The organism is Bacillus sp. DU-106 (assembly GCF_004799705.1).
Taxonomy (GTDB): domain Bacteria; phylum Bacillota; class Bacilli; order Bacillales; family Bacillaceae_G; genus Bacillus_A; species Bacillus_A cereus.
On sequence record NZ_CP026607.1, the window covers coordinates 2,102,452 to 2,117,831 of the forward strand.

Here is a 15,380-nt window from a genome sequence, read left to right on the forward strand (position 1 = left end):
GATTAATATGAAACTAGGTTTAATTGGATTAGGAAAAATGGGATTTCCATTAGCTGAACACTTATATGAAGACAAGCATGAAGTAGTTGTATACGATGTAAATAAAGAGCTTGTTGAAAAGGCAGGAAAACTAGGAATTACTGCACGTCATACATTAAAAGAAATGATTGCTGAACTAGAAGCTCCTCGTACAATTTGGGTAATGGTGCCTGCAGGAGAAGTTGTAGAGTCAGTACTAAAAGATGTATATCCATTATTAGATGAAGGTGATATCGTTATTGAAGGCGGAAATTCATTCTATAAAGATACGTTACGCCGTGCTGAAGAAGCAAAAAGCTTCGGATTACATTATGTAGATATCGGTACATCAGGCGGTGTAGAAGGAGCTAGATACGGTGCTTGCTTAATGGTTGGTGGAGAAAAAGAAATTTACGACCAATTAGAACCTTTATTTAAAGATTTAGCAGTAGAAAATGGCTATTCTTATGCTGGCCGTGTTGGTAGTGGTCATTTCTTGAAAATGGTTCATAACGGTATTGAGTACGGCATGATGCAAGCAATCGCTGAAGGATTTGAAGTACTAGATAAGAGTGACTTTGATTTCAATTATGAAGATGTTGCAAAAGTATGGGCTAACGGATCAGTTATCCGTGGTTGGTTAATGGACTTAACTGAAAAAGCATTTGCAGAAGATCCGAAACTAGATGGCATTAAAGGTGTAATGAACTCTTCAGGAGAAGGAAAATGGACTGTTGAAACTGCACTTGAACTTCAAGCTGCAGCACCAGTTATCGCTATGTCATTATTTATGCGCTATCGTTCTCAGGAAGATGATACATTCCATGGAAAAGTAGTTTCAGCATTACGTAATCAGTTCGGTGGACATGAAGTTGTGAAAAAATAAGGATGTTTTTAAAAAGAAACTTGTGTATAAGCGCAAGTTTCTTTTTTATAGTTTAAGAAATTACTAATTTAAAAATACCAATCAATCATCGTTTTTTTGTCACAAATGATAGCTTCAACGTTCATTGAATGAACAATATATTCTATATTTTCTTCTTTAGCTAATAATAAGGTTGTAAAGGAATCGTATATACTCATAAACGCATACTCATTATCTTCGCCAGTAATAATTAACTCATTATTGCTAATGTCCCAAATATCTAATGGAGTAGTATTATTTACCTGTAATAATCCGTTTGTATCAAGAATTGGTTCAGAGAAATATAGATTTTTTGCACCTTTAGAACCGAGGAGTTTAAGTAATTTGTGTAATAAAAATATAGACGTATAATCTTCTGTTGGATAATAAAGATCTTTTTTTAAGTTTGAATGTAGCTTTTCAGCTAAATCCTCTCTTTTATATTCTTCTGAAAGGGCACTAATGGAAGTCAACATGGCCATTGCTAGGTCTGCGTATGAATGTAATCCACTACAAGACATCATTTCCTTCCAAGAAACGGATTTCCCATTATAAATGATTTCTTCAGCGCTAGGATAGATGTGCTCATATGGTCTTTTTCTCACAGACTTTTCCCATCCTAAAGGCATTTGGATAAAAGGATGTAGCAATATAGCTGCAGATTTAAAGTTTCTTGGTAGTTGTTCTAAAATTGGTGATTTGTCATCTAGCCAAATGTAATCCAACAAAATATAACCTCCTCTTAGACTTTGAAATGTACGGATTCCCGTATTATGTTTTTTGTATTGATTGTATCAAATATAAAGCGAAGCATGAAATATGTCCCAACATAAAAGTAAGAATAAATAAAATGAAGTTTTCATAAATAGTAAAAGGGTGCTTATGTCATCAGTATAGCTAAGAAATGTTGTTACATATGAGAAGAGCGTGTTAATAAAATATGAGGTGGTTAAATGGGAAATGAGCAAGTGAAGTCTGTAAAGGAAGAAAAAAAGTTATGTCTTTGTATGATCGTTAAAAATGAGTCTAGAATTATGGAAAGATGTTTAAATGCAACAAAATCAATTGTAGACTTTGTTTCTATTTGTGATACTGGATCGACGGATAATACGCCTGAAATTATTGAAAATTGGTGTAAGGAAAATGAGATACCTGGGACGGTTCATCATGAGCCGTTTAAAAACTTTGGTTATAACAGGAGCTTAGCTGTTTCGTTAGCGCAAAAAACATACCCAGAAGCAGATTATTTATTAATATTAGATGCGGATATGATTTTAGAGGTTGATCCGAATTTCGATAAAACGAGCTTAACGGAAGATCATTATCTTACATTACAATATGATGTTCATATTAAATATTGGCTTACACGTCTTTTAAAAGCTTCTTTACCATGGAAATCTGTCGGTGTTACTCATGAGTATTGGGATATAGATCGTTCAAAAGTTGGAGCGAATTACAATACGAGGGTAGCTCGGTTAGAGACTCTTGTCGTGAATGATCCCGGAGATGGCGGGAGCAAAGCTGATAAATTTGAAAGAGATGAGAGGTTGTTGTTACAGGGAATAAACGACCCAGAAACAACGCCAGATTTGCATATAAGATATTTATTTTATTTAGCTCAGACTTATTTTCATTTAAGTCAATTTGAGAATTCAATTAAATGGTATAAAAAACGTGTGGAAGCAGGAGGATGGGTTGAAGAGGTATTCTATTCGTTATTGCGAATAGGATTTTGTTATGAGCAGTTAGCAAATCGTTCAGCAAATAAACAAAATGAAGTGACAGATGCTGATGAAAAAGAAACTGTTAAAGGGCAAGAAGAGCAATATTTAGCGTTAGCTGTTTTTTATTTTCAAAAAGCTTGGGAATATAGACCAACCCGGGCTGAACCATTATACCAACTTGCAAGGTTGTATCGATTACGATCTCAAAACAATATTGCTTTGATGTATGCTCTGCAAGGGAAGGAAATTCCTTTTCCAAAGGATGATCTACTATTTGTAGATTATCATGTGTATGATTACTTATTTGACTATGAAATTTCTATTAGTGCTTTCTATATACCTCATAAAAAGCATTTAGGGGCGGTGTCGCAAAAGTATTTGGAATCGATAAAAGAAAAGATTCCATTTCATATAGCAAATATAGTAGAGAATAATGCGAAATTTTATTAAATACATTTTCGATTAAAGGAGTAGTGGAGTAATCATGGAATTAATACGATGGGCGATTGAACTAGGAGAATCGGTGCATGGAAATACGTATGAAGAATTGATGCCACTACTAGACTATTATTATGATCGTGATCATTTAAAAGCGTATTGTATCGCAAATCTTCTTTTAAACATGGATGTATTAGATGAGGACCGGGAAAGAATCGAATTAAGAAGATGCATCGCTGCTTATTATGCTGGATTATATAAAGTAGCAAGAAAACATGCAAATGAGTTGGTACTTAAACATCCGGATGTAGATCTATATAAAAATAATTTAAGATTAATGGAAGTTTATTTGAATAAAGAATATGATTATTGTCTTTTTATATGCCCAAAGACATACGGTAGTTTCATAGATGTTGCGCGAGCTTTAAAGTGGAGGTTGGAGCAGGAGGGAAATACAGTAATTATATCAGAAACAATACTGGAAAATGTAAAGAATACAGTTGTTTTTGGAGCACATACATATGCATATAACCCGAACCTTCTTCCGAAAGATGCAATTGTTTATAATTTAGAACAGCTATACGAAGGAAGTCCATATGCGCACCCCCTTTATTTAATATTATTAAAAGATAGAGTGATTTGGGATTATAGTAAACAAAATATAGAATGGCTTAAACAAAAAGGGGTAGGAAAAGAAATAAAACATGTAGAAATGAACTATGCTCCAACTTTGGAAATAAAAAAAGATGCGTTTGAAGATGAAATTATTGAAGATATTGATATTCTGTTTATAGGTGCTCTTAATCCGAGGCGACAAGCTATTTTTGATCATCTAAAAGCGATTGCCCCGAATTTAAATATAGTTTTTAAAAATAATGCGTGGGGAATTGTTAGAAATGAATTGATTGCTAGAGCTAAAATTATATTAAATATTCATTTTTATTTATCAGGAATTCTTGAAACACCTCGCGTGTCTTATGCAGTCGCAAATAAAAAATTTATTATTTCCGAAAATAGTAATCCAGAAGATGAGGTAGAGTGGCCAGGAATTGTGTTTACTCCGTACGAAAAAATAATTGAAAACGTAATGAAATATATAGAATTACCAGAAGAACGGAAAAGATTAGCGGAAAAAGCATATAATCATTTTGAAGCAAATGAAAGTTTAGGTACATTGAGCATGAGAGATGAAACAAAGTAATTGTACAAAACTCATACGAAAGTATGAGTTCTTTTTTGTTTATCATACTATTTTATGAAACAAGTTAACTCTTTATATTGTGTTTTGTATAGAAATTTCTGATAATATATAAGTAGAACTTGAAAACAAAGGGGAGAAATAATCATGAAACTAGTCGTTATTAACGGTACACCAAGAAAATTTGGTCGAACTCGTGTGGTGGCAAAATATATTGCGGATCAATTTGAAGGGGAATTATATGATTTAGCAATTGAGGAGTTACCTTTATACAATGGAGAAGAGTCACAACGTGATTTAGAGGCAGTAAAAAAATTAAAAACGTTAGTGAAAGCTGCGGATGGGGTTGTATTATGTACACCAGAATATCATAATGCGATGAGCGGTGCGCTGAAAAACTCTTTAGATTACTTAAGTAGTAGTGAATTTATTCATAAACCAGTTGCATTGTTAGCGGTTGCTGGTGGCGGTAAAGGTGGAATAAATGCATTAAACAGCATGCGAACGGTCGCTAGAGGTGTTTATGCAAATGCAATTCCAAAACAAGTTGTGCTTGATGGATTACATGTGCAAGATGGTGAACTTGGAGAAGATGCAAAACCATTAATTCATGATGTAGTTAAAGAATTAAAAGCATATATGAGCGTATATAAAGAGGTGAAAAAACAACTAGGAGTGGAATGATATGTCCTCACTTTATCATGATTCTCGCTTGTATTACATTCTAGGAGCCAATAGTCTATCTGCTATTGGTTCCGGAATTGTTATGATAACGATTCCTTGGCTGTTAATTAAAGAGAGTGGAGGAGAGACAACATTTGGTTATGTTTCTATCATTGCAACCCTCATTATGTTTTTATTAACACCATTCATTGGGCAAAGTATTGATCGTTTTTCAAGAAAATCTTTATTGCTATGTAACGAAGGAATCGGAATAGCCGTAATCGGAATAATGGTTATATGGGGATTTGCTGGGCAACCTTATCATTCTATTCACTATATTCTTATTTATATAGCCGGATCATTCTACTATTTATTGTTTTATCCTACAATATTTGCGTTCAACCAAGAGATATTTCAAGCAGAACATTATAAAAGTTTAAGTGGAACGATGGAAATACAAGGACAGTTAACACAAGTTATTTCTGGAGCGGCTGCGAGCTTCTTAATTGAAATTGTATCTTTGAAGTGGATTTTGTTAGTAGACATGTTAACTTTTGCTGGAGCATTTTTTCTTTTCTTATGTATACCGTACGTAAAGAAAAAAGAAGTGAAAAGAAAAATAACATTTAAGAAGCAATTGTTTGAAGGAATTCACTTTATGAAAAAACGTCCTAAGCTCTTTTGGTTCTTACTGGCCACTTATATGCCGTTTATAGGTGTTATGATGGCAAATTATTTAATACCAGTTTATATTTCGGATATACTTAAAGCCAATGCCTCTGTATACGCAATAGAGGGCACGATGTACGGTGTCGGAGCGGTTGTTGCAGGAATCTGTATTCCACTCATAATGAAATATGTAAAAACAGAAGTTTCAATCGTTATGACGATGTTCATTTATGTAATTTCAATTACCGTAATGATTATTGAACCTTCCGTAATTTTCTTATATGGACTTGCAATTTTTCATGCAGTTGGAAATGCGGGTACAAGAGTGGCGAGAAATGTATTGATGATGGAGGAAATTCCAAACGAAGTAATGGGACGTGTAGACAGCTTATTTCGCCTAATTGGTACTGGAATACGAATTGTATTATTAATGCTGTTTACAGCGGGTGTATCTAAAGCCGGAGTAATGCTTCCGTTTTACGTATTAAGCTGCATATTGATCTTCTCATTAGGAATCGCTATTTATTATGTACTATCACAACGTAAAGTAGCGGCGAATGTTTCTAATAAATCAATCGTTTAAAAAACACTTCTGCCGCCCTTTCTTTTTCTGTATAATAAAAAGAAAGGGAGTGCAAACTTATTTATGAACAAATGGATCTTTCTTATCATTTTATTATTACCGCCACTATACATCATTTATATGACGTTTAGAATGAACAAAGTTGCTCGTGAAAAGTTGAGCTATCACTCTCCGTACGTTCTTATACTGGGTGCAAAGTTATTTGGAGATAGACCGTCTTTATCTCTTCAAAATCGTTTGGATGTAGCGGTGGAGTATTTATTTTCCCATCCTGAAGCGAAAGTAATTGTTTCAGGTGGTCAAGGAGAAGATGAAGATATACCGGAAGCTCACAGCATGAGAAACTATTTAATGGTACACGGTATAGATGAGAGTCGTATTTTAATAGAAGATCAATCTACAAATACGTATGAAAACTTAAAGTTTAGTATGGATTTATATAATGTGAAACATGCAGTAGTTGTAAGTAATACGTATCATTTATATCGAACGAAAATAATTGCAAAGCGTTTAGGCATGAAGATGGAGGCACTAGCTGCTGAAACACCAATTCGTTCTAAGAGAAAAATGTATGTTCGCGAATATGCTGCTATTATGAAAACAATATTGTTCGACCGTTAGAGCTCAAATGTGAGCTCTTTTTTAATTTAAAAGCGTATCATTTGAAATGAATGCCATATTCCATCAAAATAAAGGAAACAACATTAAAGGAGTTGTATTTGTGATTCAATTTAATCATGTGTCAAAATCGTATGAAGATGGCACGAAAGCAGTGGATTCATTGCATTTAGAAATTAAAAAGGGAGAATTTTTTGTTCTCATCGGTCCGAGTGGATGCGGGAAAACAACGACAATGAAGATGATTAATCGTTTAATCGAAACGACTGAAGGATCGATTTTAATCGATGGGAAAGATATTCAACAATATAATATAAACGAATTACGTTGGGATATAGGATACGTGTTGCAACAGATTGCTTTGTTTCCTCATATGACAATTGCTGAAAATATTGCAATTGTTCCTGAAATGAGGCAATGGAGCAAAAAAGAAATTAAAGCACGCGTCGATGAATTGTTACATATGGTTGGATTAGATCCGGATATTTATCGAAATCGTATGCCTGATGAATTGTCAGGAGGACAAAAACAACGTGTCGGTGTCGTGCGAGCATTAGCTGCAAACCCGAAAATCGTTCTTATGGATGAACCATTTAGTGCGTTAGATCCATTAAGTAGGGAACAGCTTCAGAAGGATATTGTACAGTTGCAAAAAAAGATTCAAAAAACAATCGTATTTGTAACACATGATATGCAAGAAGCATTATCACTTGGAGATCGCATTTGTATTATGAAAGAAGGAAAAGTTGTTCAACTAGATACACCAGAAGGAATTATACATAATCCGAAAAATGAATTTGTAGAGGAGTTTATTGGAAATCGCGGACGAACTTGGTATCAGGGGAAAAGTATAGCAGATGTATTGCCGCTTGATCAAAGTGTGCAATTAGAAGGGCAGGCGCTATCATTACATTCTTCTTTACAAGAAGCGTTAGTTCGTGTGCGTGATGAGGAGGTCGTTCCAGTTGAAAAAAACGGTCAATATATTGGAGCGTTAACAAGTCGTCATATTGTCAATTACATTGTTGAACAAATGAAGGAAAGAGGCTAAACAGTGACTAATTTTATACAAACGTTCCAAGAACGAAAAATAGAATTACTAACTGCATTAAGTGAGCATTTACAAATATCGCTTATTTCATTATTTTTTGCAGTAATTATAGCGGTGCCACTTGGCATCTTATTAACAAGAAAAGAACGAATGGCTGAATTTATAATAGGAACTTCTGCAGTAATGCAGACAGTGCCATCACTTGCATTACTCGGACTATTAATTCCATTAGTAGGAATCGGAAAACTTCCAGCGATTATCGCATTAGTTGTGTATGCACTATTACCTATTTTACGAAATACATATACAGGAATAAGGGAATTAGATGAATCTCTAATAGAAGCCGCGAAAGCTATGGGGATGAATAGTTGGAGAAGATTGTGGAAGGTAGAACTTCCTCTTGCATTGCCTATCATTATGGCCGGTATTCGTACAGCGATGGTATTAATTGTTGGAACGGCTACATTAGCAGCTCTCATTGGTGCTGGTGGGCTCGGTAAGCTTATACTATTAGGTATAGATCGAAATGATCATGCACTTATCATTTTAGGGGCCGTACCAGCCGCGTTACTCGCTTTATTCTTTGATATAGTACTTCGCATACTTGAACGACCGAAACGCTCTTCTAAGCGTGTTATATTGACGATATGTATTGTTTGTATAATGATTGCTTCTCCATTTCTTTGGAGTACAGAAAAGAAAGATATTGTTATTGCGGGCAAACTTGGATCAGAACCTGAAATTTTAATTCAAATGTATAAGCAGCTTATTGAACAAGATACAGATTTACACGTACAATTAAAACCAGGTCTTGGAAAAACAGCATTTGTATTTGAAGCGTTGAAATCAGGGGAAGTAGATATATATCCAGAATTTTCAGGAACAGCTTTATCTACTTTCGTGAAAGAAGAACCAAAGAGTACAAATCGTGATGAAGTATATGAGCAGGCTCGCATTGGAATGGAAAAGAAATATAATATGATTATGTTGAAGCCAATGGAGTATAACAATACATATGCACTAGCTATGCCGAAAAAAATAGCAGATCAAAAGAATATAAATACAATTTCTGATTTAGGGAATGTTGCACAGGAAGCCAAAGTAGGATTTACATTGGAATTTGCTGATCGTGAAGATGGTTATAAAGGAATGCAAAAATTATATAACTATAAGTTCTCGAATGTTAAAACGATGGAGCCGAAGCTGCGTTATAGCGCAATTGAATCTGGAGATGTTAACGTAATTGATGCATATTCAACAGATAGTGAATTGGAGCAATACGGACTGAAAGTGCTGAAAGATGATAAAGGGTTATTCCCACCTTATCAAGGAGCACCATTATTAAGAAAAGAAACGTTACAGAAATATCCTGAACTTGAAAAGGTATTAAATAAATTATCTGGAAAGATTACAGATGAAGAAATGCGAAAAATGAATTATGAAGTTAACGTAAATGGTAAAAGTAGTGAAGAAGTCGCAAAACAATTTTTACAAAAAGAGAAGTTACTTCGTTAAATTTACAAGAAATATACAAATTTATATGTTTGAAATGACCGTTCATTACAAAATGAGCGGTTTTTTTGTGCATACTTATACATTTTTTCAAAAAAGTATTCCATTTTTGCTTATTTTCTTTTAGAATAAGTAATGTTTTCCTGAAAAAATATAAGAGAAACGTCTATTAGAGAAAAAGGTGACTTTAATAGTTGAACGAACATAACACCTAGAATGACAGATGGGGTGGTACAAATAGAAAAGAAGTTAGGATTTTTTCCATTAATCGCATTAGTAGTTGGAACAATGGTTGGTGGCGGTGTTTTTAGTTTACCGCATGATTTAGCAGTAGGAGCAAACAGTGGTGCAATAATAATTGGCTGGTGTATTACAGCGATGGGAATGATTCCACTTGCGCTCGTATATCAAACGTTAGCAAGACAAAAACCGGAACTTGAAGGTGGAATTTATAGTTATGCACGTGCTGGTTTCGGTGAATATATTGGATTTAATAGTGCTTGGGGATATTGGCTAGCAGGAATCTTAGGTAATGTCGCAACAATTATGTTACTGTTTAGTACATTAGGTTATTTCTTTCCAATTTTCAAAGGAGGAAATAATGTTGCGTCTATCGTTGGGGCATCACTTTTATTATGGACACTTCATTTTTTAATTTTATTTGGAATCCGTGAAGCTTCTATTATGAATGTGATCGCAACAATAGGGAAGTTAGTTCCAATCGTTTTATTTATTGTTGTAATGGTAACAGCCTTTCGCTGGGACACATTTACACATGATTTTTGGGGAGAAGGAACGATCTCACTTTCCGCTATACTTGGTCAAGTGAAAAATACAATGCTTGTAACACTTTGGGTTTTCATTGGAGTTGAAGGAGCGGTTGTATTATCTGGAAGAGCGAAGAATAGTCGAGATGTTGGTAAGGCAACAGTATTGGGACTTATTTTAGTAATGTCCATTTATATTTTAATTTCTGTCCTGTCAATGGGAGCTATGACAAGAGGCGAACTTTCTGTGTTAGAAACTCCGTCCATGGGACATGTATTAGAGCACGTTGTTGGTCCATGGGGTGCAGTTGCGATTAACATCGGATTAGTTGCTTCACTTGTCGGTACATTAATTGGCTGGTTTTTACTTGTTTCTGAAATTTCTCATGTAGCAGGAAAAGATGGCGTATTTCCGAAAGTCTTTACGAAAACAAATAAGAAGCAAACACCGCACATGGCATTATGGATTTCAAATGGTGTTGCCCAAATTATATTTATCATCGTTTTGTTTTCGGAATCAACATATCAAATTATGTATTTCATTGCATCAACATCAATTTTATTACCATATTTATTATCAGCGTTATTCCAATTTAAATTAGTCATTACAAACGAACTAAAAGACGCTAAATTAAAAAACGGAGCGTTAGCTTTAATTGCTTCTATTTACTCTGTATGGCTTCTTTATGCAGCTGGTTTAAAGAATTTACTACTCGTTTCAATTGTGTATGGAATTGGAATTATTGTTTACACGTTTGCAAGAAAAGAACAAGGGAACCGTTGCTTTGTAGGTGCAGAGAAGTATGTGATGTGGGCAATTATTGTTGCGGCTATCACATCAATATATATGTTATTAACTGGAAATATAAAAATGTAAAAAGTCCTTTTCATTTAAAGGGCTTTTTTCTTTGTTTAGAGAATATTTACTACATAAGATATTCAGGAGGGATGAGAATGGAAGAAAAAGAACAGTTGTCTAGAATAATTGATTTAGCTAGTGAGTTAAGGAAAGTATTAGTGCAAGAATCTTTTTTTAATCATCATCCTGAACTAAGAGGAGTCATTGAAAATTTAGCAAGTTCTGTTGAAAATTTGGCGGAATTACAAATAAGTAAAGATGAAAACGCTGAAGATCGATTACGTTACGTACTTGCGAAAATGAAAATTGCTCATAATGCAATTTTACAAGAGAAAAAAGCATTTCCTTCTCATTAATATAAGTTTTTATTTTGAACCTGGCGGATAACGTCAGGTTTTTTATTTCTAGTTTTTCGTTTCTTTCATACACTAAGAATAGTATGAAAAAAGAAGGTGACTAAGGTGAAATTACATAAAGCTCTTCAGCCAAGTTTTATAAAACGAATGTACTATATGAGATTTTTAGGGAAATTTACAAAAGCTGAGAAAGAGAAGAGTGGAGAGAATTTCTTTGTACACTGCTTATCGCCAATACCATTCACTTTACAGGAACAATTTACAAATGAACCATATGTATTTGAAGGGTTATGTAGCAATAAAAAGAATGAAAAAATCTTTTCGGAATTAAAGAAGAGGAAATTAGAAAAGCAATTAGTAATGTTTCGTCTTTATTATGAAAGAGGAAATGTATACGTGGAGTTAATATGTACAGAAGAACCGAAAGAAATAGCAAGCAGCTATAAAATGATTCCGGCACCTAAAGTTACAAATCATAAAAAAAGAGAATCTTTAGAGCGAAAACTTAGCAACGGTTATTTATCATTTCTTATGCCAAAATTTCCGAAAGACTTTGAGCCTCCCGAATTATTGTGGCACGATGGAAGACTGTACGGAAACATATCCCTAAAGTCATCAATTAGCTCAATCGCCTATTTTGAACAGAAACGTGAATGTAAATATATAAACTGCAGTGACTGGACGAAGTATGTAGAAATAGCGGTAGAAGATCAATTATATTTTGTAAGTGATTATGTATATGAGCAATTAAAAAAACGAATGCATGAAGAAGGTAAGCTAGTTGAAGTAGAGGATATAAAAATACAAAAAGATGAATGGGAATGGGATGAGCGTGAATCGTCCTTTTTACAGTATGTACAAAGTATGGTGCATAATAAAGGGTTATATTTGGATGAAACGGATATTTATAATTTCCATATAAGTGTAAAAACAAATATGTTAACGATTCTTGGTGGTATACCGGGCGTTGGGAAATCACGTTTTGTGCAAACTTATGCAGAAGCATTAGGGTTACAGTATGGGGAAGAGTTGGTTTGGATTCCAATTTCGCCATCGTATCAAGAACCACATGATTTACTTGGTTACCTTCATCCAAATGGTACTTTTATTGAATCTGAAGCGAAGTTAGTTAGGACGTTAATGAAGGCGAAAGAAAATCCAAATCAACTGTATATAATCGTTTTTGATGAAATGAACATGTCTCATATTGAGCATTGGTTTACTCCGTTTCTATCTGTTCTTGAACTTGAAACAAAAAATCGTATTTTAAACTTGTATGAGGGTGTACAGGACATAGAGAATTCAATTCCATCAACAATTGAAATTGGAGAAAATATTATATTTGTAGGTACTGTAAATTTTGATGAAACAACGAAAGAGCTCTCTGATCGATTATTAGACCGAACGAACCTAATAACGTTACAGAAAATTCCGTTTTGTGAGATGGGCATGGAACAGGGGAAAGTCGTATTACATCCACCTTTGAAAGTAACGGCGGGAGAATTTCGGATAAATTGGATGAGAAATAAAGCGATGATTGAAGTGTTTTCTGAAGAAGAATTAGAGCTATTAGATAAGTTGCATGTCGTATTGTCATCACATGACGCGTCTAAGGGAATTTCTTTCCGATGTGCAAATGCAATTGCGACTTATTTGCAAAACATACCGTTTCAAAATAACCATACCTATATGATTAGTAGAGAAGAGGGGTTTGATTTACAAATAAAGCAGCGTGTATTGACGAAAATCAGAGGGACCGAAATGATGGTTGGGCCTTTACTTTCTGAAGAAGCAAAAAGGGGGGCGACCTTAGTACCTCTTTTGCAATCTACACTTGCAAACAGAGTATCTACATTTGAACACTCTTTAGCATATATACGAGAAAAACGTAGAGAACTGGAGTTGTATGGATATGCAAAATGAAGGGCGTTATGAAACAAAAATCGTTGATACGAATGAAACGCTCCCTTTTGTATTAAAGTTAATCATTGGAAATGAGGGGAAAGGAGATTATATTTTATTAAATCGTCTTTGTACATCTACTACAGCATTAGTTCAATGTATTTATAAAGTACAAGAATTAAAACCAATAAGATTGCAGTACAATTATGAAATCCCAATGAATATTACTTTTATATGGAATAAAGTATATGAGGGACAGAAAAATATAAAAGAGGCTCAATATGAAATAAATGAAAAAAAACAAAGAGTATTAATATATGAACACGGGAAAACAGAATTCTTTTATCCATGGCGCTGTGGTCTATACCATTTTGAAGTGCGTATAGAAGATACAACGTATTATGGCGCATTTCAAATCGTACCGAAAAACTTTTTTGATGATCAATTTGAAATGATTCAAGACTATGTGAAGTCAATTTTAAATGAGTTGATTTTGGATAGAGGTTACTATAAAAAAACCTTCTCTGCACTTAGCGATATTGAGGATTCTTCTTATTTAGTGTTACTTAGAAAGTTACCGCAAAAAATGAAAATGATAAAGCAAATCTTTAAGAAAATAGAATCAAGCTCAAAATTTATAAATGAATATAAATGGGAAGGAAAAGAGCGAAAGCCAACAAGAAAAGGAACTATAGTGGCAGAACGAAAACCTTATGCCAAACATTATAATCGTAAGTTTATGGAACAAAAAAATAGTAAGGAAAATGCATTTCTTAAATATAAAGCGATGCAATTTTATCATTATTTAATTGAAGCTAAAAGTTTTTTACGTCAAACAATTGAAATATTAGAAAGAGAAAAAAAGAAAAAATCAGAAGAGTTTCAAGCTGTAAAAACGATTATACAAACAATTGAGCGTAATGGATCAGTAACCGATAGAGAGAAGCAAAAATATAAAAATATACATTTACTAAAAGAAGCCGATTTACGAAAGAGCTCAATGAAAATACAAGAATATAAAATATTGGCGCATATTGTGCATGAAAATGTACAATACTTTCAAATGTTAATGCACTCTTCATTTTGGAGGGAAGTTACTGAAACAAGTAACATGAACTTACATGATTTACCGATACCACATCAACAATTACTACATCATTTAGAAGTACTCCCGCAATATACGGATCAATCTCCATCATTATTATTTGTTTATAAGCCAACGTTTTTAGTGTATGAATATTACGCTTTTTTTATCGTTATTTCACTTTTAGAGCAAATTGGTTTTGAGGCTAGAAACTCCATCCGTGAACAAATACAAGAACATTTTTATGTAGATGGATTACAAGATGGAACGACAGTAGTTTTAGAACGAGATGATATAAAGGTGCATGTCGCATTTAATGACTTAATTGAAACACATCCTCTTATTGCATTAAGTAAAGGTAGTAATTTTTACAATGGTGAGGATACGAAGAAGCCAGATATTCGCTTAGACTGTTATGTAAAAGAAGATGGGAAATACGTATATAAATCTTCTATTATTATTGAAGTGAAGTATAGTCCAATGTACAATATTTTTCAGCACGTCGGAAATACGAAAGCAACTGAGCAAATGTATAAGTACTGGTCTATAAAGTATGTAGAAGAACAGGATGGAAAGCGAGTCTATTATCGAAGGTCAATTTATGAAGTCATTTGTGTATATCCAGGAAGCCATATGCATAGTAAAAAAATTGAGTCTGGATGCGGTGTTTTCTTGCAGTTATATCCATATAAGACGAAACAAGGGGAAGAGAAATTAGCTGGAAAACATGGGATGGTACAAATTTTTGAAAAATGGCTAAAAAGCATTAAGAAGTAAAAGAAATCCTTTTTCATAAAGGATTTCTTTAGATTAAGAAGAATTATATGCTGTATGGAAAGAAACGTAGTGTAATTTAGATTTGAAAAGTGCTACAAATGTGTTATTAAAAGGAATGTGAGCGCGGGATAAAAGTCGATTAAATTGGAATCTAATTCATTTTGCAGAATATAATAAGTCATAAATATTTTTAGTTGCATACGAAGATTTGTTCTTATATGATAGATAGTGAAAGCGTTATCAAAAAAACAGAGCGG

The 15,380-nt window shown here is 33.7% G+C and carries 13 protein-coding genes; 12 read left to right on the forward strand and 1 reads right to left on the reverse strand.

The genetic code is table 11. The annotated features are described in order from the left end of the window. The first annotated feature begins 7 nt into the window (after positions 1 to 7). Positions 8 to 904 (forward strand): phosphogluconate dehydrogenase (NAD(+)-dependent, decarboxylating), encoded by an 897-nt coding sequence (gene gnd, locus C3Y97_RS10850; RefSeq protein WP_000765995.1) that lies wholly within the window; start codon positions 8 to 10, stop codon positions 902 to 904. Between the two features lie 68 nt (positions 905 to 972). On the opposite strand, the gene C3Y97_RS10855 is transcribed toward gnd, so the two are convergent. Further along, positions 973 to 1,650, reverse strand: coding sequence for a DUF2711 domain-containing protein (locus tag C3Y97_RS10855; protein WP_000888154.1), 678 nt, complete (start codon positions 1,648 to 1,650; stop codon positions 973 to 975). A 225-nt stretch (positions 1,651 to 1,875) separates the two neighbouring features. Here C3Y97_RS10855 and C3Y97_RS10860 point away from each other — a divergent pair, with 225 nt between their 5' ends. The 11 genes from C3Y97_RS10860 to C3Y97_RS10910 all read left to right on the forward strand — a co-directional run bounded on the left by C3Y97_RS10860 (position 1,876) and on the right by C3Y97_RS10910 (position 15,123). Continuing rightward, positions 1,876 to 3,096 (forward strand): glycosyltransferase, encoded by a 1,221-nt coding sequence (locus C3Y97_RS10860; RefSeq protein ID WP_000526219.1) that lies wholly within the window; start codon positions 1,876 to 1,878, stop codon positions 3,094 to 3,096. A 34-nt stretch (positions 3,097 to 3,130) separates the two neighbouring features. Then, complete coding sequence (locus tag C3Y97_RS10865) at positions 3,131 to 4,285, forward strand: CgeB family protein (protein WP_000420431.1); 1,155 nt, start codon at positions 3,131 to 3,133, stop codon at positions 4,283 to 4,285. Positions 4,286 to 4,429: 144 nt separating this feature from the next. Continuing rightward, a complete protein-coding gene (locus C3Y97_RS10870) occupies positions 4,430 to 4,966 on the forward strand; it encodes an NADPH-dependent FMN reductase (RefSeq protein ID WP_000780355.1) in 537 nt (178 codons plus the stop codon). A gap of 1 nt (position 4,967) precedes the next feature. Next, complete coding sequence (locus C3Y97_RS10875; protein WP_000097169.1) at positions 4,968 to 6,197, forward strand: MFS transporter; 1,230 nt, start codon at positions 4,968 to 4,970, stop codon at positions 6,195 to 6,197. A 63-nt stretch (positions 6,198 to 6,260) separates the two neighbouring features. Beyond that, the gene (locus C3Y97_RS10880) at positions 6,261 to 6,818 is read left to right on the forward strand and encodes a YdcF family protein (RefSeq protein ID WP_001045715.1); all 558 of its coding nucleotides are present in this window, start codon (positions 6,261 to 6,263) and stop codon (positions 6,816 to 6,818) included. A gap of 100 nt (positions 6,819 to 6,918) precedes the next feature. Then, a complete protein-coding gene (locus tag C3Y97_RS10885; protein WP_000614069.1) occupies positions 6,919 to 7,866 on the forward strand; it encodes an ABC transporter ATP-binding protein in 948 nt (315 codons plus the stop codon). 3 nt (positions 7,867 to 7,869) lie between these two features. Next, on the forward strand, positions 7,870 to 9,381 hold the full coding sequence (locus tag C3Y97_RS10890; RefSeq protein WP_000181014.1) for an ABC transporter permease/substrate-binding protein: 1,512 nt from the start codon (positions 7,870 to 7,872) through the stop codon (positions 9,379 to 9,381). A 213-nt stretch (positions 9,382 to 9,594) separates the two neighbouring features. Beyond that, positions 9,595 to 11,022: a basic amino acid/polyamine antiporter gene (locus C3Y97_RS10895; protein ID WP_000129444.1), complete on the forward strand. Its 1,428-nt coding sequence runs from the start codon at positions 9,595 to 9,597 to the stop codon at positions 11,020 to 11,022. A 77-nt stretch (positions 11,023 to 11,099) separates the two neighbouring features. Beyond that, the gene (locus C3Y97_RS10900; RefSeq protein WP_000391445.1) at positions 11,100 to 11,360 is read left to right on the forward strand and encodes a hypothetical protein; all 261 of its coding nucleotides are present in this window, start codon (positions 11,100 to 11,102) and stop codon (positions 11,358 to 11,360) included. Between the two features lie 105 nt (positions 11,361 to 11,465). Next, positions 11,466 to 13,283, forward strand: a complete 1,818-nt coding sequence (locus C3Y97_RS10905) for a DUF8727 domain-containing protein (protein ID WP_000766187.1) — start codon at positions 11,466 to 11,468, stop codon at positions 13,281 to 13,283. Further along, positions 13,273 to 15,123: a hypothetical protein gene (locus C3Y97_RS10910; RefSeq protein WP_001178729.1), complete on the forward strand. Its 1,851-nt coding sequence runs from the start codon at positions 13,273 to 13,275 to the stop codon at positions 15,121 to 15,123. Before C3Y97_RS10905 ends, C3Y97_RS10910 begins: the two co-directional genes overlap by 11 nt. Positions 15,124 to 15,380 lie beyond the last annotated feature (257 nt).

Coding starts and splice junctions, on each gene's coding strand:
- C3Y97_RS10900 (WP_000391445.1), top strand. CDS start 11,100: ATGGAAGAAAAAGAACAGTTGTCTAGAATAATTGATTTAGCTAGTGAG.
- C3Y97_RS10875 (WP_000097169.1), top strand. CDS start 4,968: ATGTCCTCACTTTATCATGATTCTCGCTTGTATTACATTCTAGGAGCC.
- C3Y97_RS10870 (WP_000780355.1), top strand. CDS start 4,430: ATGAAACTAGTCGTTATTAACGGTACACCAAGAAAATTTGGTCGAACT.
- gnd (WP_000765995.1), top strand. CDS start 8: ATGAAACTAGGTTTAATTGGATTAGGAAAAATGGGATTTCCATTAGCT.
- C3Y97_RS10865 (WP_000420431.1), top strand. CDS start 3,131: ATGGAATTAATACGATGGGCGATTGAACTAGGAGAATCGGTGCATGGA.
- C3Y97_RS10895 (WP_000129444.1), top strand. CDS start 9,595: ATGACAGATGGGGTGGTACAAATAGAAAAGAAGTTAGGATTTTTTCCA.
- C3Y97_RS10880 (WP_001045715.1), top strand. CDS start 6,261: ATGAACAAATGGATCTTTCTTATCATTTTATTATTACCGCCACTATAC.
- C3Y97_RS10860 (WP_000526219.1), top strand. CDS start 1,876: ATGGGAAATGAGCAAGTGAAGTCTGTAAAGGAAGAAAAAAAGTTATGT.
- C3Y97_RS10910 (WP_001178729.1), top strand. CDS start 13,273: ATGCAAAATGAAGGGCGTTATGAAACAAAAATCGTTGATACGAATGAA.